Annotated in this window: 20 protein-coding genes; 14 read left to right on the plus strand and 6 right to left on the minus strand. The window is 71.5% G+C overall.

Annotation, left to right across the window (positions count from 1 at the left end):
- Positions 1-216 precede the first annotated feature (216 nt).
- From P3T37_RS00980 to mshC, 10 genes are all read left to right on the plus strand, one after another.
- A complete protein-coding gene (locus P3T37_RS00980; protein ID WP_280721418.1) occupies positions 217-1,263 on the plus strand; it encodes an LLM class F420-dependent oxidoreductase in 1,047 nt (348 codons plus the stop codon).
- 92 nt (positions 1,264-1,355) lie between these two features.
- Positions 1,356-1,634, plus strand: a complete 279-nt coding sequence (locus tag P3T37_RS00985) for a recombinase family protein (RefSeq protein ID WP_280721419.1) — start codon at positions 1,356-1,358, stop codon at positions 1,632-1,634.
- A 121-nt stretch (positions 1,635-1,755) separates the two neighbouring features.
- Positions 1,756-2,067 (plus strand): hypothetical protein, encoded by a 312-nt coding sequence (locus P3T37_RS00990; RefSeq protein ID WP_280721420.1) that lies wholly within the window; start codon positions 1,756-1,758, stop codon positions 2,065-2,067.
- The gene (locus tag P3T37_RS00995) at positions 1,985-2,521 is read left to right on the plus strand and encodes a DUF6879 family protein (protein WP_280721680.1); all 537 of its coding nucleotides are present in this window, start codon (positions 1,985-1,987) and stop codon (positions 2,519-2,521) included. The genes P3T37_RS00990 and P3T37_RS00995 overlap by 83 nt, the downstream gene beginning before the upstream one ends.
- 37 nt (positions 2,522-2,558) lie before the next feature.
- Positions 2,559-3,407, plus strand: coding sequence for a helix-turn-helix transcriptional regulator (locus P3T37_RS01000; RefSeq protein WP_280721421.1), 849 nt, complete (start codon positions 2,559-2,561; stop codon positions 3,405-3,407).
- Between the two features lie 315 nt (positions 3,408-3,722).
- Positions 3,723-4,292, plus strand: coding sequence for a hypothetical protein (locus tag P3T37_RS01005; protein ID WP_280721422.1), 570 nt, complete (start codon positions 3,723-3,725; stop codon positions 4,290-4,292).
- Positions 4,293-4,602: 310 nt separating this feature from the next.
- The gene (locus P3T37_RS01010; protein WP_280721423.1) at positions 4,603-5,310 is read left to right on the plus strand and encodes a histidine phosphatase family protein; all 708 of its coding nucleotides are present in this window, start codon (positions 4,603-4,605) and stop codon (positions 5,308-5,310) included.
- Positions 5,311-5,396: 86 nt separating this feature from the next.
- On the plus strand, positions 5,397-5,969 hold the full coding sequence (locus tag P3T37_RS01015; protein WP_280721424.1) for a DUF3090 domain-containing protein: 573 nt from the start codon (positions 5,397-5,399) through the stop codon (positions 5,967-5,969).
- Positions 5,970-6,034: 65 nt separating this feature from the next.
- Positions 6,035-6,835, plus strand: coding sequence for an SCO1664 family protein (locus P3T37_RS01020; protein WP_280721681.1), 801 nt, complete (start codon positions 6,035-6,037; stop codon positions 6,833-6,835).
- A 103-nt stretch (positions 6,836-6,938) separates the two neighbouring features.
- Positions 6,939-8,168, plus strand: a complete 1,230-nt coding sequence (mshC, locus tag P3T37_RS01025; RefSeq protein WP_280721425.1) for a cysteine--1-D-myo-inosityl 2-amino-2-deoxy-alpha-D-glucopyranoside ligase — start codon at positions 6,939-6,941, stop codon at positions 8,166-8,168.
- A 55-nt stretch (positions 8,169-8,223) separates the two neighbouring features.
- Here mshC and P3T37_RS01030 read toward each other — a convergent pair whose 3' ends face one another.
- The 4 genes from P3T37_RS01030 to P3T37_RS01045 form a co-directional block, all read right to left on the minus strand.
- Positions 8,224-9,225, minus strand: a complete 1,002-nt coding sequence (locus tag P3T37_RS01030; protein WP_280721426.1) for a slipin family protein — start codon at positions 9,223-9,225, stop codon at positions 8,224-8,226.
- Positions 9,226-9,497: 272 nt separating this feature from the next.
- Positions 9,498-10,505, minus strand: a complete 1,008-nt coding sequence (locus P3T37_RS01035) for a PAC2 family protein (RefSeq protein ID WP_280721427.1) — start codon at positions 10,503-10,505, stop codon at positions 9,498-9,500.
- 231 nt (positions 10,506-10,736) lie between these two features.
- Positions 10,737-11,546: an SGNH/GDSL hydrolase family protein gene (locus P3T37_RS01040; protein WP_280721428.1), complete on the minus strand. Its 810-nt coding sequence runs from the start codon at positions 11,544-11,546 to the stop codon at positions 10,737-10,739.
- The gene (locus tag P3T37_RS01045; protein ID WP_280721429.1) at positions 11,543-11,716 is read right to left on the minus strand and encodes a hypothetical protein; all 174 of its coding nucleotides are present in this window, start codon (positions 11,714-11,716) and stop codon (positions 11,543-11,545) included. The genes P3T37_RS01040 and P3T37_RS01045 overlap by 4 nt, the downstream gene beginning before the upstream one ends.
- Positions 11,717-11,817: 101 nt before the next feature.
- On the opposite strand from P3T37_RS01045, the gene P3T37_RS01050 reads away from it, so the two are divergent.
- Complete coding sequence (locus P3T37_RS01050) at positions 11,818-12,444, plus strand: DsbA family protein (RefSeq protein WP_280721430.1); 627 nt, start codon at positions 11,818-11,820, stop codon at positions 12,442-12,444.
- A gap of 12 nt (positions 12,445-12,456) precedes the next feature.
- On the opposite strand, the gene P3T37_RS01055 is transcribed toward P3T37_RS01050, so the two are convergent.
- Positions 12,457-13,275: an alpha/beta hydrolase gene (locus P3T37_RS01055; RefSeq protein WP_280721431.1), complete on the minus strand. Its 819-nt coding sequence runs from the start codon at positions 13,273-13,275 to the stop codon at positions 12,457-12,459.
- A 31-nt stretch (positions 13,276-13,306) separates the two neighbouring features.
- Complete coding sequence (locus tag P3T37_RS01060) at positions 13,307-14,338, minus strand: hypothetical protein (protein ID WP_348533203.1); 1,032 nt, start codon at positions 14,336-14,338, stop codon at positions 13,307-13,309.
- 150 nt (positions 14,339-14,488) lie between these two features.
- On the opposite strand from P3T37_RS01060, the gene metH reads away from it, so the two are divergent.
- The 3 genes from metH to P3T37_RS01075 all read left to right on the plus strand — a co-directional run bounded on the left by metH (position 14,489) and on the right by P3T37_RS01075 (position 20,727).
- On the plus strand, positions 14,489-18,010 hold the full coding sequence (gene metH / locus P3T37_RS01065; protein WP_280721434.1) for a methionine synthase: 3,522 nt from the start codon (positions 14,489-14,491) through the stop codon (positions 18,008-18,010).
- A 127-nt stretch (positions 18,011-18,137) separates the two neighbouring features.
- Positions 18,138-18,842, plus strand: a complete 705-nt coding sequence (locus P3T37_RS01070) for an HAD family phosphatase (protein WP_280721435.1) — start codon at positions 18,138-18,140, stop codon at positions 18,840-18,842.
- 262 nt (positions 18,843-19,104) lie between these two features.
- On the plus strand, positions 19,105-20,727 hold the full coding sequence (locus P3T37_RS01075; protein WP_280721436.1) for an ABC transporter substrate-binding protein: 1,623 nt from the start codon (positions 19,105-19,107) through the stop codon (positions 20,725-20,727).
- The last annotated feature ends 24 nt before the right edge of the window (positions 20,728-20,751 follow it).

The raw sequence follows: 20,751 nt of genomic DNA on the forward strand, positions 1-20,751 counted from the left end.
CGCCGGCGCGCCCGCCCCACCGGCCCCGGGCGTGGGCGAAGTCCACGAGGGAAGAGCGTAGTGGGCGCCCGCGGGGGCGCCCGGCCGACCCGCAGAGCGCGGCGCGGGCACCGCGGCCGGCAGGTGACGCACAGCACAACTACCGGCCAGTAGCATGGCCTTCGCGTCGCGGCTACGCTCGGCGCGGATCCCTCTCCTGGAAGGCTCGGCACCCACATGAGACTCGGCATCAACCTCGGCTACTGGGGACTCGGCATGGATGCCGACAACATCGCGGTCGCCCAGGAGGCCGACCGGCTCGGCTACGCGGTCTGCTGGGCCGCCGAGGCGTACGGCTCCGACGCCGCCACCGTGCTGAGCTTCGTCGCGGCCAAGACCGAGCGGATCGACGTCGGTTCGGCGATCTTCCAGATCCCGGCCCGCACCCCGGCGATGACCGCGATGACCGCCGCCACCCTGGACACCCTCTCCGGCGGCCGCTTCCGGCTGGGCCTGGGTGTCTCGGGTCCGCAGGTCTCGGAGGGCTGGTACGGCGTCAAGTTCGACAAGCCGCTGGCCCGCACGCGCGAGTACGTGGAGATCATCCGCAAGGCGATGTCGCGCGAGCGGCTGGTCCACGAGGGCGACAACTGGACCCTCCCGCTGCCCGGCGGCCCGGGCAAGCCGATCAAGCTGACCGTGCACCCGGTGCGCGAGCACATCCCGCTGTACATCGCCGCGATCGGGCCCAGGAACCTGGAGTTGACCGGCGAGATCGCCGACGGCTGGCTCGGCATCTTCTTCGCCCCCGAGCACGCGGCCGTCTCGCTCGACCAGTTGACCGCCGGGCGCGCCAAGGCGGGCCTGACGCTGGAGGGTTTCGACCTCTGCCCGACCGTCAGCATCGCGGTCGGCGACGACGTCAAGGCCGCCGCGGACTCCCAGCGCTCGTACGCCGCCCTCTACATCGGCGGGATGGGCAGCAAGGAGAAGAACTTCTACAACCAGCTCACCCGGCGGATGGGCTACGAGCAGGCCGCCGACGAGATCCAGCAGCGCTACCTCGCCAGGGACTACGCGGGCGCCGCGGCCGCCGTGCCGCACGACCTGATCGACGCCACCTCGCTGCTCGGCAGCAAGGAGCGGATCGCCGACCGGATGCAGGCCTTCGCGGACGCGGGCGTGACCACCCTGACGCTGGCCCCCGCCGGCTTCACCCTGGAGGAGCGGATCACCGCGCTGCGTACGGCGGTCGAGGCGATGGAGCTGGCGGGCCTCGCCTAGCCAGGGGCGTTGTGCCCCGGGGCCGGGTTCACCCGTAAGGCGGCGCGAGCCGCCCCCGGCCCTTTCTGCTCGGCGTTCGCCGTCTCTCCCGCGTGCAGGCCGCCACCAGCTCACCCGCGCGTCAGCGTGATCCCATTCTCGACGCCGCGGGCCGTGCTGGTGGGCACATCATCGGATGGGCGGACGACTGGGAGGTCTCCGGCGCGTCCGACCCCTTCACCCGGCCGAAGCTGGGTCCGTGGCTCAAGGGCCTGCACGGCCCGTATGACGGGCTTGCAGCGTCTGCGGTGGACCGCATCGGTCGTGACGTCTACGAGGGGCTGCGGCTGGCCCGCGCGCGGCCAGACGGGTCGGGGCCTTTTGCGTCTTGAGGCGTGCGCGGCGCTGATCGGGCCGGGTTCGTGCAATTTCGTGCATGCGGGATTGTGCTTCTGACTCGCAGGGCTGACGGTGGTGCATGTCCCTGCAACTCCATAGACGTTGGAGATCGTCATGGCACTAGGTTTCGTGGGCATCGACCCCAGCACCGGCGGCGGAGGCTCCCCGACCGTGTGGGTCGATGACGAGGCGGAGGAGATCATCGTGCAGAGCTGGACGGCCGATGACGCGCTTTGCGAGAAGATCGCAGGGACCGAGTGGGTTCCCGGCCACGCGCTCGGGATTTCCTCCCACGAGTCCGTGATCCGTATCCCGGCACGTATGGTGCCGATCCTGAAGGAGGCTGTCGAACGTGTCGAACGTGCCCGACTTCGCCGCGCTACTGAGGACCGCTCAGAGGACGGCAGTTCACCTGGAGATGCGTGACGCCTACGCGGTGGGCGACGAGGCCGAGGAGATCGAGCAGTTCGCCCGTACCGGCGAGATCGAGCTCGACCCCGAGGCGTCGTGGTGGCCCGAGTGGTTGGGGCTCGTCCGCGAGACGGTCAGCCGTGGTGTGGTCATGCGGCGCGCCCGGATCGTGTCCGAGCCCGTCACCGACTACATCCGGTGGGAGCACGCGGTCACCCCGATGAACCTGGCGGCCGGTGAGCTGGTTCGGTGGCTGCCGAGGAGTCAGGCGTCGGACATCGGGCTGCCGGGCAACGATTTCTGGCTGATTGACGACAAGCTGGTGCTGTTCCACTTCTTCACGGGGTATGGCGACTGGGCCGACCCGGGGTTCGCGTTCTCCGAGGACCCCACCACGGTTCGTCTCGTCTCCTCTGCGTTCGAAGCCGTGTGGGAGCGCGGCACCTCGCACAACAGGTACAACGTCTGACCTGCCCTCACCCTGCGAGCACCGGACCGCCAGACTCATGCCCACGTCTCCGTCATCAAGCGCACAAGCGGCGCGTCTTGCCCTTGCCAACCGCCTTGTCGATCTCCGCAAGGATGCCGGCCTGACGGGCAAACAGCTGGCGCTCCGGTGCGGCTGGAACCCTTCGAAGGTGTCCCGTATCCAGAGTGCGCGGACCCCGCCGTCCGACTCCGACATCCAGGCGTGGTGCGCTGCGTGCGGAGCAGTTCGACAGGCAGCCGATTTGATCGCTACTTCGAGAGCGGTCGAGTCGATGTACCTGGAGTGGCGCAGGCTGCACCGCACAGGGATGCGCAAGGTGCAGGAGGACTTCTACACGCTCCACGGGCGGGCGGAGCTGTGCCGGACGTACGTGTCCAACGTCGTCCCCGGTTTCCTTCAGACGCCTGAGTACGCAACCGCGTTGATGCGGTCCATCACCGAGTTCCAGGGGACGCCCGACGACGTGGCCGACGCTGTCGCCGCGCGGGTGGCGCGTGGGCGGTTCCTTCACGAGGGCAGGCACCGGTTCGCGGTACTGATGGAGGAGTGGGTACTTCGCTCCCGGATCGGGGACGCTGAGACGATGGCGGGCCAACTCGGCCATCTGCTCGCGGTGATGCCGTTGGCATCGCTGTCGCTGGGCGTCATTCCGTTCACCGCGCAGCGCGGCATCTGGCCGCTCGAAGCGTTCTATCTGTACGACGATCGACATGCCGTTGTGGAGACGCTGACGGCGGAGGTCAACGTCACTCAGCCCCGTGAGGTGACGGACTACATCCGGGCTTTCGGAGAGTTGCAGCATCTCGCGGTCTACGGTGCCGACGCGCGTGCACTGATTACGTCGGCCATAGCTGCCCTCGGGTGAATCCCTGCAAGCCCGTGCAACTTGCTCGCGGCCGGTTCTGATCTGTCCTTACGGTCCTGCTGACGGGATTGCAGATGCAATTTCGACCGAGGTAGGGAGGCGACTCCGACACCACCGCCACCCCCACCGAGTAGGAGGATCACCTATGCGTATCGAGATCATCGTCTCCAAGCACAAGGGCGACGCGAAGCCCCCGCCGAAGCACCAGGGCAACCCCGCCCCGGAGAACCCGACCCCGCCGTCCAAGTAACGTCTGTCGGACGGGTCCTCGCCGCCTGGAGGGGGCCCGTCCACCCCCGTGTGAGGAGAGCCGCAATGCCGAACCCGGACCGTCTCCACATCGCGTACGCCATGCACCAGTTCGCCGATGAGGATTGGTCGGCGAGGGCTGAGCGCTGGACGGTTACGTTCTACACGCCGAGCGACCCGAAGGGGTTCGGCACCGCCACCATCACTCGGGTAATCCCCGGTGTTACCCCGACCCCCGGCGTGGTGCTGCGCGTGGACCTCGGGTTTCTCGACCGCATCCCGCGCGTGATCTTCACCGAGAATGAGGGCCTGGTCCCGCCGCTGGCCGACATGAACCCCACGCTTCTGCTCTTGCTGGAGTCGGTCCACGTCACGGAAGAGTGGCGGGGCAAGGGCGTCGGGATGCGCCTCGCCGTCACCGCGCTCCGTCGGCTGGCTGTCCCCGGGACGGTGGCCGTCTGCTACCCGGCCCCGCTTCACGAGCACGGGCCCGACGAGCCGTGCTCCTATGAATCGGACGATCCGGAGGTGCGGCGGCCGGACGAAGAGGCCGTGGCCAAGCTCCAGAAGGCGTGGCAGCGCCACGGGTTCCGCCCCCTCGCCGAAAACGTGTACGCCCGGAGGATCGAGCCGTGAGCGACTGCCACCGGGGGCCCTGGAGGTTTCCCACGCCGCAGTTTGGCTGTGCAGCCTGTCCGGGGCCGTTCTGGTGGCGGCCCTGGGCCTGTTGCCGGCCACCTGCTGAGGCCGCCCCCGTCCGTGTGCCCCCGTGGCGCATGGGCGGGGCCTTCCGCCGTCCGGTCCGGGTACTCTCTACCGGATAAACGAATCCGGCCCCCGCCGGCTTCACCCTGGAGGAGCGGATCACCGCGTTGCGTACGGCGGTCGAGGCGATGGAGCTGGCGGGCCTCGCCTAGCCGGTGCTCCCACCCCGTAGGCTGGAGCCATGCCCACGCTGCTGCTGGTACGCCATGGACGGTCCACCGCCAACACCGCCGGGATCCTGGCCGGATGGACGCCCGGGGTCGACCTGGACGACACCGGCCGCTCCCAGGCGGCCGCGCTGGTGGACCGGTTGACGGGTGTTCCGCTGGCGCAGGTGGTCAGCAGCCCGCTGGAGCGCTGCCGGCAGACGCTGGCCCCGCTGGTCGAGGCGCGTCCTGAGCTCGGCGGGCCGACGGTGGACGAGCGGTTCGGCGAGTGCCACTACGGCGACTGGACCGGCCGCCCGCTCTCCGAACTCGCGCTCGACCCGCTCTGGCGCACGGTCCAGGACCACGCCTCGGCCGCCGTCTTCCCCGGCGGGGAGTCGTTGCGCGCGCTGAGCCACCGCACGGTGGCCGCGGCCCGCGAGTGGGACGAGAAGATCGCCGCCGAGCACGGCCCGGAGGCGGTCTGGGCGGTCTGCACCCACGGCGACGTGGTCAAGGCCGTGGTGGCCGACGCGCTCGGGATGCACCTGGACCATTTCCAGCGGATCAACGTCGAGCCCTGCTCGGTCACCGCGATCCGCTACACCCCGCAGCGGCCCTTCGTGCTGCGGATGGGCGACACCGGCGACCTCGCCTCGCTGCGCCCGCGCCCGGCGCACGGCCCCACCGCCTCCGGCGATGCCGTCATCGGAGGCGACACCGGCGACACCGGTACGCCCTGAGACCGGACCCTCCCACGGCGGTGCGAAAGCCGTAGGGTGAAAAGCACGCCCCCCACCGACCCGTTTCACACCACCGGAGCGAGAGAGTGCCCCGTCAGGTCTACTTCTACGACCAGCCCGAGCGGTTCGTGGCCGGAACCGTCGGCCAGCCCGGCGCCCGGGCGTTCTTCCTGCAGGCCAGCGCGCGCGGCCGGATCACCAGCGTGCTGCTGGAGAAGACGCAGGTCGCGGCGCTCGCCGAACGGGTCGAGGAGGTCCTCGACGAGGCGCTGCGGCGCAGCGGCGGCGACGCCCCGATCCCGGCCGTCGCCCCGGTCGAACTGATCGACACCGCCCCGCTGGACCTGCCGCTGGAGCAGGAGTTCCGGGTCGGCACCATGGCGCTGGCCTGGGACACCAACGCGAGCTGCCTGGTGGTCGAGGCGCAGGCGGTGCTGGAGGAGGAGACGCAGGACGCCGAGGAGGCCGAGGTCGCCTTCGAGGACGACGAGAACGGTCCGGACATGCTCCGGGTGCGGCTCAGCGGCGCGATGGCCCGGGTCTTCGCCAAGCGGGCGCTGGACCTGGTCGCGGCCGGCCGCAAGCCCTGCCCGTTCTGCAACCTCCCGCTGGACCCCGAGGGCCATCTGTGCCCGCGCGCGAACGGTTACCGACGCTGAACGGCGAGGCGCAGTCGCCGCAGGAGCTGGAGATACCCGACGCGGACCCGGCTGCGGGCGCGGCGCTGGCCGCCGACGTCCCCACCGCGCTGACGCTGCTGCGCGAGGGCGAGCTGACCGTGCACGGGCAGCTCACCGACGCCTCCAACGCGGCGCTCTACTGCTCGGTCGCGCTGGACGGCGTGAGCGCGCTCTGCGTCTACAAGCCGGTCGCGGGGGAGCGGCCGCTCTGGGACTTCCCGGACGGCACGCTGGCCGGCCGCGAGGTGGCCTCCTACGAGCTCGCGGCGGCGACCGGCTGGGCGCTGATCCCACCCACCGTGCTGCGCGAGGAGGGCCCGTACGGCAGCGGGATGGTGCAGATCTGGGTCGAGCCGGACCCGCACGCGCCGCCACTGCTGGACCTCCAGGACCCGGCCGGCCCGCAGCAGGGCTGGCTGCCGATCGTCCGGGCTGAGATCGGTGAGGGGCGTACTGCGCTGCTGGTGCACGCGGACGACCAGCGGCTGCGCCGGCTGGCGATCGTCGACGCCGTCCTGAACAACGCCGACCGCAAGGGCGGCCACCTGCTCTCGGCCGCCGACGGCCGGATCTACGGTATCGACCACGGGGTGACCTTCGCGGTCCCCGGCAAGCTGCGCACGCTGCTCTGGGGCTGGGCGCGCGAGCCGCTGGCGCAGGAGGCGACCGAGATGCTGCGGCGGCTGGCCGGCGAGCTGGACGGCGCGCTGGGCGAGCGGCTGCGGCCGCACCTGACGGCGACTGAGCTGACGGCCACCCGGGCGCGGGTCGCCGAGCTGCTGCGCACCGGGCGCCACCCCGAGCCGTCGAACGAGTGGCCCTCGATTCCCTGGCCGCCGGTCTGACGATTCGCGGCGCCCGTCGCACAGGTGTGTCGTACGGCGCAGATTCAGCCGAATCAGCAGACTGGTTAGCCTTTCAAATGATCGCAAGGTTAGAGTCATTTTCATGCATGCCTGGCCCGCCTCCGAGGTTCCCGCCCTGCCTGGTCAGGGACTCCCCCTGCGTATCCACGACACCGCCGCGGGCTGTACCCGGGAGGTCGTGCCGCAGGGCACCACCGCCCGGCTGTACGTCTGCGGTATCACCCCGTACGACGCCACGCACATGGGCCACGCGGCCACCTACAACGCCTTCGACCTGGTCCAGCGGGTCTGGAAGGACGCCGGGTACGACGTCCTGTACGTGCAGAACGTCACCGACGTCGACGACCCGCTGCTGGAGCGCGCCGTCGCCACCGGCCAGGACTGGACCGTCCTCGCCGAGCGCGAGACCGCGCTCTTCCGCGAGGACATGACGGCGCTGCGGATGCTGCCGCCGGCGCACTACATCGGCGCGGTCGAGTCCATCCCGTGGATCGTCCCGCTGGTCCAGAAGCTGCTGGCGAGCGGCGCCGCCTACCGGCTGGACGGCGACATCTACTTCTCGGCGCAGGCCGACCCGCACTTCGGCGAGGTCTCCGGGCTGAGCCAGGAGGAGATGCTGCCGGTCTTCGCCGAGCGCGGCGGCGACCCCGAGCGCCCGGGCAAGAAGCACCCGCTGGACGCGCTGCTCTGGCTGGCCGCCCGCCCGGGCGAGCCCGCCTGGGACACCGAGCTCGGCCGCGGCCGTCCCGGCTGGCACATCGAGTGCGTGGCGATCGCGCTGGAGTACCTGGGGATGTCCTTCGACCTCCAGGGCGGCGGCAGCGACCTCGCCTTCCCGCACCACGAGATGGGCGCCGCGCACGCCCAGGCGGTCACCGGCGGCCACCCGTACGCGCGCTCCTACGTGCACGCCGGCATGGTCGGGCTCGACGGGCACAAGATGTCCAAGTCGCGCGGCAACCTGGTCTTCGTGTCTGCTCTGCGCCGGGAGGGCGTGGACCCGGCGGCGATCCGCCTGGCGCTGCTCTCGCACCACTACCGCAGCGACTGGGAGTGGGACAAGTCCGTGCTGGACGAGGCACTCCAGCGCCTCGACCGCTGGCGCGCGGCCGTCTCGCGCCCGGACGGCCCGGCAGCCGAGCAGCTGCTGGCCGAGGTGCGGGCCGCGCTCGCCGAGGACCTGGACACCCCGGCGGCGCTGGCCGCGGTGGACCGCTGGGCCGAGCGGCAGGAGCAGAGCGGCGGCCAGGACATGGGCGCGCCGGGCCTGGTCTCGCGCACCGTGGACGCGCTGCTGGGCGTCGCGCTCTAGGGCACTCCTCGCGAAGGGGCCGCCGACCTGACACCAGGTCGGCGGCCCCTTCGCGCTACGGTTTCTGCTCCTCCTGCGGGGGCACCGGGACGGCGCCGTCCCCGTCCGCGTCGGCGGGCGCGGTCGGGAGCCCGTCGACGGCGTGCAGCGCGGCGTGCAGCGCCTGCTGGAGGACGTCCGCGTCCGGCGTGGGGGGCTGGATGCCCTCGACGGCCTCGACACCGTCCACCGCCGGCACGTCCACCGTCGACTCGATGGCCGCAGCCATCGCAGCAGCCTCGGCCGCGTTCTTGGTCGTCGCGCTGTCCAGGAAGCGCAGCAGCTCGACCGGGAACGGCAGCACCAGCGTCGAGTTCTTCTCCGCGGCCACCTCCACCACCGTCTGCAGCAGTCGCAGTTGGAGCGCCGCCGGGGTGGCGCTCATGATCGCGGCGGCCTGCGAGAGGCGGGCGGAGGCCTGGTACTCGCCGTCCGCGGTGATGATCCGGGCGCGCCGCTCGCGGTCGGCCTCGGCCTGCCGGGCCATCGAGCGCTTCATCGACTCGGGCAGCGCGACGTCCTTGATCTCCACCCGGTCGATCGTGATGCCCCAGCCGAGCGCCGGGCTGTCCAGCATCAGTTCCAGGCCCTGGTTGATCGGTTCGCGGTTGGCCAGCAGGTCGTCCAGCTCGCTCTTGCCGATGATCGAGCGCAGCGAGGTCTGCGCGACCTGCGAGATCGCGAACTGGTAGTCCTGCACGGCCACGGCGGCCCGGACCGGGTCCTGGACGCGGAAGTAGACCACCGCGTCCACCCGGACGGTGACGTTGTCGCGGGTGATGCCCTCCTGGGCGGGCACGGGCATCGTGACGATCTGCATGTTCACCCGCTGGATCCGGTCGGCGATCGGCATCAGCATCACCAGACCCGGCTCGCGGACCTCCTCGCGCACCCGGCCGAACCGGAACACCACACCGCGCTGGAACTGCTGCACCACCCGCAGGCTCATCCCCGCGGCGAGCGCGCTGACGCCTGCCACGCCGGCGAGTACTCCCAGCACCACATCCAAGATCAACATCGCGGCCACCTCGGCACCCAGGGCTCCGACATTCCACGGTACTCCGCCCGCCGCCCGCCGAAGCGGCCCGCCGGGAGGCGCCCGGACGGGGTGCCCGCGAGCCTCCCGCGGCTGCGCCGATGGACCCGAGGTGGTCTAGACCCTTGACAGGGAGAGGTCCGGACCTGTGGACTGGGAAGGGCCGATGACCGGCGACTGCCCGACGCCGGTCATCGGCCCTTCCACCCTTCCACGGGCCGTCCCTGAGCCTCTTTCAGGCCCCAGGGCCCGCGCTACTCGCCGCTGTCCTGCTCGCCGTCCGCCTCGCGTTCCGCGGCCGGTCCGGGGTCCTTGGCGCCCTCGTCCTCGTCCTTCTCCGCAGTCTCGGCCACGTCGACCGCCTCCGGCGAGCGCTCCGCGAGCGCCCGGCCGCTCACCGGCTTCTCGCCGGTCGGCCCCTGGTTCTCCCGCCGCCGCAGGTAGCGCTCGAACTCGCGGGCGATCGCATCCCCGCTCGCCTCGGGCAGCTCGGCGGTGTCCTGGGCCTCCTCCAGCTGCTGCACGTACTCGGCCACCTCGGTGTCCTCGGCAGCCAGTTGGTCCACGCCCAGCTGCCAGGCCCGGGAGTCCTCGGGCAGCTCGCCCGGCGGGATCCGCAGGTCGAGCAGGTCCTCCAGCTTGTTCAGCAGCGCCAGGGTGGCCTTCGGGTTGGGCGGCTGCGCCACGTAGTGCGGCACTGCGGCCCAGAGCGTCACGGCCGGTACCCCGGCGTGCGCGCAGGCCTCCTGGAGGACGCCGACGATGCCGGTCGGACCCTCGTAGCGGCTCTCCTCCAGATCCAGGGTGCGCGCCAGGTCCGGGTCGGAGGTGACCCCGCTGACCGGCACCGGACGGCTGTGCGGGGTGTCGCCCAGCAGCGCGCCGAGGATCACCACCAGCTCCACGCCCAGCTCGTGCGCGAATCCCAGCAGCTCGTTGCAGTACGAGCGCCAGCGCATGCTGGGCTCGATGCCGCGGACGATCACCAGGTCCCGGGTCTTGGGCTCGGTCACCCGCACCACCGACAGCCGGGTGGTCGGCCAGGTGATCCGTCGAACCCCGCCGTCCAGCCACACCGTCGGGCGGTTGACCTGGAAGTCGTAGTAGTCCTCCGCATCCAGGGCGGCGAAGACCTTGCCGCCCCAGGTCTCGTCGAGATGTCCGACTGCCGCCGAGGCGGCGTCGCCCGCGTCGTTCCAGCCTTCGAAGGCACAGACCATGACCGGGTCGATCAACTCGGGAACATCTTCCAGCTCGATCACCCAGCGTCTCCCTCCGGCCGGCCCGGTCGTGCCCCGCGCCCGCGGGCCGGTGACCGGCTGCCGACTGCTACTCCCTCGCATGGAACGCGCCGTTCCACGGTGCTACCTGCCCACCCTACCGGGATATATCCGCAGGACTACGGGGTTCCGCACTGCGCGAAGCGATGCGCGCGGGATGCGCGCGGGATCGGAAAACCTGTGGCGCGCACGCTTCGGATGGCGTATCCCGTGCTACCCGCGGGCCGCGGCGGCGACTACCGGCAGGTATCCGCGGGACTGCCCGTCAGCCGTCGGGTGGAAGGACTCCCAGAGCGGCGTCAGCACGATCCGGGTGATCCACTCCGGGCCGTGCGCGGCGCAGATCTCGTGGTCGGCGAAGGCGGCGCGCGGATCGGCGAAGCGGTCGCCGTGCGCCTGGGCCTGCCGGCGGATCAGCTCGTCGACCTGGTCGATCAGGGCGTCGAATCGCTTGCGCCGCGCGTCGGTGCCCACGAAGCAGGTGGTGCCGGTGTGCAGCAGGTCCGGGTAGCCGGTCACCACCACCCGGGCGCCGGGCGCGGCCTGCCCGATCCCGGTCAGCAGCCGGTCCAGCCGGCCGGGCAGGTCATCGCGCAGCACCTGGGCCGAATGGTCCAGCGCCTGGTCGCACTTGGCGTCGGTGGTGAACGGCTGGAGGCAGCCGATCACGGCGTCCGCGAAGCCCAGGTCGTTCCCGCCGGCGGTAAGCGTCACCAGGCCGGTGCCGGCCGGGACGGATGGCACCTGGCCGCTCAGCACGCTCTCGGCGGTGGACCCGTTGCAGGCCAGGTCCAGGAACGGCGCGGACGCCGACTGCGCGGCCAGCAGCGCCGGGTAGGCGCGGGTGCTGCGATGGCAGTCGCCGCTCGCCGGGTCGTACGCGCCGGCGGCCACCCCGGCGGCGTAGGAGTCGCCGAGCGCGACGTAGCCGGCGGCGGCCGCCGGCGCCGGGGTGGCCGCGGCGAGCAGCAGCAGCGGGACGGCCGCCAGGGCGGCGAGGAGCTTGTGTCGCACAGGGATCATGGCGACGCATCGTAGTCGATCGCATGCACACCGTAGCGATTTGCGGAGCCCGGGACGCGTGGTCCTCGCAACGGCTCGGTGGCGCAGAGCAGGTGACGCAGGATCCGCTCCGGCGAGCCCGGGTCCCCCGGGACGTAGGCGCCGCCCGCCTTGAGCACGAGCAGGGCCACGACCAGCTCCGGTGACCGGCCCTCGGGGGGCGCAATGGCCCAAGCATCCGGGGCCGGATTGGATCTGACACCCGGCCGAGCGGCCACTTATCGTTTACGGCATGACCACTACTGCCCAGAGCGCTCCCACCAAGGTCGACTTCTACTTCGACCCGGCCTGCCCCTTTGCCTGGATCACCTCCCGCTGGATCCTGGAGGTCGAGCAGTACCGCGACCTCGACCTGAAGTTCAAGGTCATGAGCCTGTCCGTGCTCAACGAGAACCGCGCGGAGCTGTCCGAGCAGTACCGCAGCCTGCTGGGCCGCGCCTGGGGCCCGGTGCGGGTCTGCATCGCGGCCGCCGAGCTCCACGGGCCCAAGGTGCTGCGGGACCTCTACACCGCGCTCGGCACCCGGATCCACAACCAGGGCAACAAGGACTACGCCGCGGTGATCGCCGAGGCGCTGGCCGAGGTCGGCCTGCCGGCCGAGCTGGCCGACGCCGCGCAGAGCACCGAGTACGACGAGGCGCTGCGCCGCAGCCACCACGAGGGCATGGACCCGGTCGGCGACGAGGTCGGCACCCCCACCATCCACATCGACGGGGTGGCCTTCTTCGGCCCGGTGCTCACCGCGATCCCGCGCGGCGAGGACGCCCTGAACGTCTTCGACGGCGCCCGCCTGCTGGCCGGCTACCCGAAGTTCTTCGAGCTCAAGCGCACCCGCACCGGCGAGCTCGACTTCAACTGAGCTCGGCTGCTCTCAGGAGTTCCTGGTGCCCAGCTCGCGCGCCAGGAATTCCACCGAGACCCGGATCAGCTCCGGTACGTCCCCGTACCCCTCGAAGCAGTGGTCGGCGCCCGGCACCGGCAGATAGGTCGAGCGTCCGCCGGCCTTCAGCAGCCGCTCGTGCAGCTGCTCGCTGTGCGAGGACGGCACCTGGCGGTCGGCGGTCCCGTGGAGCAGCAGGAAGGGCGGCGCGCCGGGTCCGACCTGCGCCACCGGGCTGCCCAGCGCGGCGAGTTCGGGCAACTCGGCGGGGGAGCCGCCGAGCAGCAGGCCCTCGTTGGAGTCGCTGCGCTGCGGCCACCGGGCGGCCAGGTCGGTGAGCGGGTACCAGCAGACGGCGGCGGCGATCCGGCCGTCGCCGAGCGCGGCCAGGGCGCCGAAGGTGCCGCCGGCCGACTCGCCCCAGATGCCGATCCGCTCCGCGTCCAGGCCCAGGGCCTCGGCGTTGGCGCGCAGATGGGCCAGTGCGGCGGTGACGTCGTCCAGTTGTGCCGGGAAGTGTGCCTCGCCGGAGAGCCGGTAGTCGATGGTGGCCGTCGCGATCCCGGCCGCGGCGAGCGCGGTGAAGACCGCGTCCCGCTCGACGGTGTCCGGCAGGAACCGCCGGTCGCCGAAGGCGAAGCCGCCGCCGTGGATCCACACCACGACCGGGAACGGGCCCGGGCCCGCCGGCACGTGCAGGTCGAGCAGCAGCGGCCGGAAGCCGCGCACGGTGGCGTAGACGATGCCGTCGTGCACCAGGCCGCCGTCGGCGGTGGGTCGGTGGGTGGTGTGCTCGGGGTAGCCGGTCATGGCGGCAGCCTACGGAAGATCACCCGCGGCTTCACGGGAGTTCGCGACACCAGTCGTCCCGGTAGGAGGCCCAGTCCGCGGCGGTGGCCGTGAAGTCGGCGTACATCCCGACCCCGAAGGTCCGGCGGTCCACCGCGTTGCGGGTCAGCCCCAGCCGCACCCCGCGCACCGCGGCCGCGACCGTCTCGGCCGAGCCCTGGTGGCCCCACTGGTCGGCGTAGTAGGCGGGCAGTCCCATCAGCAGGTCGACCGAGGGCGGCGTGACCTCCAGGGCGAGCGCGGTCTGCTGGGCCACGTAGCCGGTGTACAGCGCCTGGGTCGGCATCGCGGTGTCGTAGGACATCACCGCGATCTGGTCGGTGCGTCGGGCCACCTGGGCGAAGTAGGCCTGCGACCACCACTTGGGGTGGCCGGTCAGCAGAGCGGCCGCGGTGTGCAGGGCGGGCAGCGGGTCGATCTGCGGGGTCGCCACCGACAGCGGCACGCCGCGGGCGGCGGTCAGCGCGTGCACCTGGTCGAGCAGCGCGAGGTACCCGCCGTCCCCGGAGTGCAGCGGCTCCAGGTCCAGGTGCACCCCGTCGAAGCCGGCGTCCAGCACCTGGCGTGCGGAGGCGGTGATCCGGTCCCGGACGGCGGCCTGGTCCAGGTGCAGCCCGTCCGCCTCGGGCTCCACCAGGTCGCCGAGCCAGGCCTGCACCCGCACGCCCGGCAGCTCGCGGTGCACCGCGTCGATCAGCGCGCGGGCCTGCGGATACAGCGCGGCGGGCAGCGAGCCGTCGTGCTCCAGCGGCCCGGCGTGCACGTAGAGGTCGTGGACGCCGCCGCGCACCAGCTGCGGCAGCGCGGCCAGGTCGGCGGGCCCCTTGTGGCCGTCCACCCAGCCGTGGCCGAGCCAGACGGCGTCGTGGCCGCGGGTGCGGGCCAGCGCGGACGGGTCCCCGGCGGCCTCGGCGCCCAGCGCCAGGCCCACCGAGCCGACCGGTACCACCAACAGCGCAGCCGCCCCCAGCGCCGCCCACACCGTCCGCCGCCGCCGTCTCGACCAGCTGCGCCAGCGCACCATCGGCCGCACTTTGCCTCCCCTTTGCCCTAGGTTCGGCCCAGCATACGGAATGTGCCGGTGGTGATCCGCCGGGGCGGTTACGCTGACGGCGTGCACCCCCGTTTCGAGGGGAGCGCATAGCCGACAGCCGTCGCATCAGGGAGTAGCCCCATGGCCACCAGTGTCCCCTCAGCCGTCCAGCAGGCCCGCGCCACCGCGTTGCGCGAGGCCCTGGCCACCCGGGTCGTCGTCGCCGACGGTGCCATGGGCACCATGTTGCAGGCGCAGGACCCCACCCTGGAGGACTTCCAGGACCTCGAAGGCTGCAACGAGATCCTGAACGTCACCCGCCCCGACATCGTGCGCTCGGTGCACGAGGCGTACTTCGGGGTCGGCGTGGACTGCGTGGAGACCAACACCTTCGGCGCCAACCACGCCGCGCTGGGCGAGTACGACATCCCCGAGCGGGTCTTCGAACTCTCCGAGGCGGGCGCCAGGATCGCCCGCGAGGTGGCCGACTCCTTCGCCACCGAGGACCGCCCGCGCTGGGTGCTCGGCTCGATCGGCCCGGGCACCAAGCTGCCGACGCTCGGCCACGCACCGTACGAGCTGCTGCGCGAGGGCTTCCGGCAGAACGCGGCCGGCCTGATCGCGGGCGGCGCGGACGCGCTGCTGGTGGAGACCAGCCAGGACCTCCTTCAGACCAAGGCCGCGATCCTGGGCTGCAAGCTGGCGCTGACCGACGCGGGGGTGGATCTGCCGATCCTCGCCCAGGTGACCGTGGAGACCACCGGCACCATGCTGCTGGGCTCGGAGATCGGCGCGGCGCTGACCGCGCTGGAGCCGCTGGGCATCGACTACATCGGCCTGAACTGCGCCACCGGCCCGGCCGAGATGAGCGAGCACCTGCGCTACCTCGCCAAGAACGCCCGGATCGGCCTGTCCTGCATGCCGAACGCGGGCCTGCCGGTGCTGGGCAAGGACGGCGCGCACTACCCGCTCAGCCCCGAGGAGCTGGCGGACGCGCACGACACCTTCACCCGCGAGTACGGCCTCTCGCTGGTCGGCGGCTGCTGCGGCACCACCCCCGAGCACCTGCGCCAGGTCGTCGAGCGCGTGCGCGGGCGCGAGGTCGTGGCCCGCGACCCCAAGCCCGAGCCGGCCGCCGCCTCGCTCTACCAGTCCGTGCCCTTCCGCCAGGACACCTCCTACCTGGCGATCGGCGAGCGGACCAACGCCAACGGCTCCAAGAAGTTCCGCGACTCGATGCTGGCCGGCGACTGGCAGGCCTGCGTGGAGATCGCCCGCGAGCAGATCCGGGACGGCTCCCACCTGCTGGACCTGTGCGTGGACTACGTCGGCCGCGACGGCGTGGCCGACATGCGGGAGATCGCCGGCCGCCTGGCCACCGCCTCCACGCTGCCGATCGTGCTGGACTCCACCGAGACGCCGGTGCTGCGCGCGGGCCTGGAGCTGCTGGGCGGCCGGGCGGTGCTCAACTCGGTCAACTACGAGGACGGCGACGGCCCCGACACCCGCTTCGGCAAGGTCGCGGCGCTGGCCCGCGAGCACGGCGCCGCGGTGATCGCGCTGACCATCGACGAGCAGGGCCAGGCCCGCACCGCCGAGACCAAGGTCGCCATCGCGGAGCGCCTGATCGACCAGCTCGGCAGCGAGTACGGCATCGCCGAGCACGACGTCATCGTGGACTGCCTGGCCTTCACGCTCGGCACCGGCCAGGAGGAGTCGCGCCGCGACGGCATCGAGACGATCGAGGCGATCCGCGAGCTCAAGCGCCGGCGCCCCGCGGTGCAGACCACGCTGGGCCTGTCCAACATCTCCTTCGGCCTCAGCCCGGCGGCCCGCCAGGTGATCAACTCGGTGTTCCTGCACGAGTGCGTGGAGGCCGGCCTGGACTCGGCCATCGTGCACGCCTCCAAGATCCTGCCGATGGCCCGGATCCCCGACGCCCAGCGCGAGGTCGCCCTCGACCTGGTCTACGACCGCCGCCGCCCGGCCACCGAGACCGAGCCCGCCTACGACCCGCTGCAGTCGCTGCTCCAGCTCTTCGAGGGCGTCAGCGCCGCCTCCAGCGCGGCCTCCAAGGCCGAGGAGCTGGCGGCGCTGCCGCTGGAGGAGCGCCTCCAGCGCCGGATCATCGACGGCGAGCGCAAGGGCCTGGAGGTCGACCTGGACGAGGCGCTGACGCTCCGTCCGGCGCTGGAGATCGTCAACGACACGCTGCTGTCCGGCATGAAGGTGGTCGGCGAGCTGTTCGGCTCCGGCCAGATGCAGCTGCCGTTCGTGCTCCAGTCGGCCGAGGTGATGAAGACCGCGGTCGCCCACCTGGAGCCGCACATGGAGAAGTCCGAGGACGAGGGCAAGGGCATCATCGTGCTGGCCACCGTCAAGGGCGACGTGCACGACATCGGCAAGAACCTGGTCGACATCATCCTGTCCAACAACGGCTACACGGTGGTGAACCTCGGCATCAAGCAGCCGGTTTCGGCCATTCTGGACGCGGCCGTCGAGCACCAGGCCGACGTGATCGGGATGTCCGGGCTGCTGGTCAAGTCCACTGTGATCATGAAGGAAAACCTCCAGGAGCTCAACCAGCGCAAGCTGGCCGCCGACTACCCGGTGATCCTGGGCGGCGCTGCGCTGACCCGCGCCTACGTCGAGCAGGACCTGCACGAGATCTACGACGGCGAGGTCCGCTACGCCCGTGACGCCTTCGAGGGCCTGCGGCTGATGGACGCGCTGATCGGCGTCAAGCGCGGGGTGCCCGGCGCGGTGCTGCCCGAGCTCAAGCAGCGCCGGCACGCCCGCGTCGAGGTCGAGGAGCCGGAGGAGGTCAACCTCGGCCAGATCCGCTCGGACGTCTCGGTGGACAACAAGGTGCCCACCCCGCCGTTCTGGGGCGACCGGATCGTCAAGGGCATCCCGTTCGCCGACTACTCCTCCTGGCTGGACGAGGACGCGCTCTTCAAGGGCCAGTGGGGCCTGAAGGCCGCCCGTAGCGGGGAGGGCCCCTCCTACGAGGAGCTGGTGGAGACCGAGGGCCGGCCGCGGCTGCGGATGTGGCTGGACCGGCTGCAGACCGAGGGCTGGCTGGAGCCGGCCGTGGTCTACGGCTACTACCCGGCCGCCTCCAAGGGCGACGACCTGCTGGTCTACAACCAGGACGGCAGCGAGCACACCCGCTTCACCTTCCCGCGCCAGCGCCGCGGGCGCCGGCTCTGCCTGGCCGACTACTTCCGGCCGGAGGAGAGCGGCGAGCGCGACGTGCTGGGCCTTCAGGTGGTCACCATGGGCAACCGGATCTCCGAGGCCGCCAACGAGCTGTTCCAGGCCAACGCCTACCGCGACTACCTGGAGCTGCACGGCCTGTCCGTGCAACTCGCCGAGGCGCTGGCCGAGTTCTGGCACGCCCGGGTCCGCTTCGAGCTCGGCTTCGGCAACGAGGACCCGCAGGACGTCAAGGACATGTTCGCCCTGAAGTACCGCGGCGCCCGGTTCTCGCTCGGCTACGGGGCCTGCCCCGAGCTGGAGGACCGCGCGAAGATCGCCGAGCTGCTCAAGCCCGAGCGGATCGGCGTGGTGCTCTCGGAGGAGTTCCAGCTGCACCCCGAGCAGTCCACCGACGCGATCGTCATCCACCACCCGGAGGCGACGTACTTCAACGCGCGGTAACCCGCAGGTCGCGCGCCGTTCGCCGCCCTGCGCGTATCCTGGACGACCCCGTACGGGCCGGCTGCATCTCGGTGTAGCCGGCCCGCACGATCCCCGGGGCCCGTGCGCAGTGAAGGGACGTGTCCACATGACCAGCATCGACACCATCACCCCGGCCCTGGAGAACACCGGTGGCCGGGGTCTGCAGGCGGTGCTGCTGGACATGGACGGCACGCTGGTGGACACCGAGGGCTTCTGGTGGCAGGCCGAGGCCTCGCTCTTCGCCGAGTTCGGCCACCCGCTGGAGGAGGTCCACCGGCTGCACTGCGTCGGCGGCCCGATGACCCGGGTGGTGGAGTACCTGCTCGGCGTCACCGGGGTCCGGATCGAGCCCGCCGAGCTGATCGTGCTGATCAACCGGCGCTTCGTCGAACTCCTGGACGGCGGAGCCCCGTTGATGCCCGGCGCGGGCCGGCTGCTGGCCACCCTGGCCGAGCACCGGATCCCCGCCGCGCTGGTCTCCGCCTCGCACCGCAGGATCATCGACCTGGTGCTGAAGAACCTCGGCGACCACCCCTTCGCGTTCTCGGTGGCCGGCGACGAGGTGGCCCGCACCAAGCCGCACCCCGACCCGTACCTCGCCGCGGTGGCCCGCTTCGGTGCCCAGCCCTCGCGCTGCGTGGTGATCGAGGACGCCCCGCTGGGCGTGCAGGCGGGCGAGGCGGCCGGCTGCCCGGTCATCGCGGTGCCCTCGGTGGCGCCGATCGAGTCGGCCCCGGGGCGTACCGTGCTGGGCTCGCTGGAGGAGCTGGACCTCGACCTGCTGCGCTCGGTGGTCACCGCCCGCGTGTGACGCTGGTCACCTTCCCGATACACCCATGGGGTAACAGATCGCGGGCAGCCGGGAGAAAACGGGCATTGGCTGACAACTCGCCTATCGCCTCGCGCCGCTGAGTCATCGCGGACGGGGAGGGGTGCTGCCACCCGAACGCTCGTGTGGCAGGCTGCCTGGGTCTATCCCGACATGTTCGAGCGTCGTCTGCGAAGCACCCCACCCGGGCCCGCCGACGGCTGCTCACCGGCACCCTCAGCCGGCCAGCACGGAGAAGGAACGCATGACTTCAGCCATACGACGCGCACCCGGCCGGATGGCCGCAGTGGGCTGCGCGCTCCTGGTCGCCACCACCCTCGCCGGCTGCAGTTCGGTGCAGTCCGCCGTGAGCGGGAGCAGCGGCAGCAGCGCCATCACGATGGGGACCGCCAACGTCACCAGCGTGCTGGACCCGGCCGGTGCCTACGACCGAGGCTCCTGGCTGATCCTCAACAACACCTTCCAGTCGTTGCTGAGCTTCCCGGTCGGCGCGACCTCGCCGCTGCCGGACGCCGCGCAGTCCTGCCAGTTCACCGGCTCGGACGCGATGACCTACCAGTGCGCCATGCGCTCGGGCCTGACCTTCTCCAACGGTGACCCGCTGACCGCGCAGGACGTGGTCTTCTCGGTGAACCGGATGAAGACGATCAAGGACGCGGGCGGCCCCTCGGTGCTGTTCGACACCATCAAGTCGGTGGAGGCCCCCAGCGACAGCGAGGTGGTCTTCCACCTCACCCAGCCCGACGCGGTGCTCCCGGACAAGCTGGCCAGCGCCGCCGGCTCGATCGTCGACCACAAGGTCTTCCCGGCCGACAAGGAACTGCCGAACGACAAGCTGGTCGGCTCCGGTCCGTACAAGATCGACTCGGTCGAGAGCATGACCACCTCGGCCGGCGCGAAGGCCCCCAGCAAGATCGTCCTGTCGGCGAACAGCCACTACCAGGGCACCCAGAAGCTCAACAACTCCAAGTTCACGGTGCGCTACTTCAACTCGCCCGCCGAACTGAAGACCGCGCTCGACACCAGCGCCGTCGACCTCACCGACAACAGCCTGGACCCCAACGCGTCGGCCCAGCTGGAGGCCGACGACCAGTCCGGCAAGGGCAACATCAAGGTGACAGAGGGCGTCGGCGGCGACACCCGCTTCCTGGTCTTCAACACCAAGGACCAGACGGCCGGCCAGACCGCGGTGCGCCAGGCGGTCGCCCAGCTGGTGGACCGCGACGCGCTGGCCCGCGACGTCTACGCCGGTACCGTCCAGCCGCTCTACTCGGTGGTCCCGCAGGGCTTCGGCGGCCACACCACCGCCTTCTTCGACAAGTACGGCACCCCGGACCCGGCCAAGGCCAAGGCGATCCTGACCGCCGCCAAGGTGCAGCTGCCGGTCAAGCTGCAGCTGACCTGGTCCCAGGCCCAGGCCCAGGGCGCCGAGACCGCCGAGCTGAAGAAGCAGCTGGAGGCCAGCGGCCTGTTCCAGGTCACGGTCCAGCAGGTGGCCGACTGGACCGGCTACCAGAAGGGCTGGGCGGACGGCAGCTACCAGGCCTACACGGTCGGCTGGACCCCCGACTACCCGGACCCGGACGACTTCGTGGTCCCGCTGGTGGTGAACGGCGGCGCGTACCACAACGGCTACGACAACCCGCAGATCACCCAGACGCTGGTGCCGCAGAGCCTCAAGCAGGCCGACCGCAGCGCCGCGTCCGGCACGTACAGCACGATCCAGGGCATCATCGCCAACGACGTCCCGATGCTGCCGCTCTTCCAGAGCAAGGCGTTCTACGCCGCGCGCAGCAACATCACCGGAATCGAGGGCACCATCGACCAGACCGGTGTCTTCCGCTTCGGGGACATCGGCCACAGCTGAGTGCCGGTACGGCGAGGGGGCAAT

This window comes from Kitasatospora sp. MAA4, assembly GCF_029893355.1.
GTDB lineage: Bacteria > Actinomycetota > Actinomycetes > Streptomycetales > Streptomycetaceae > Kitasatospora.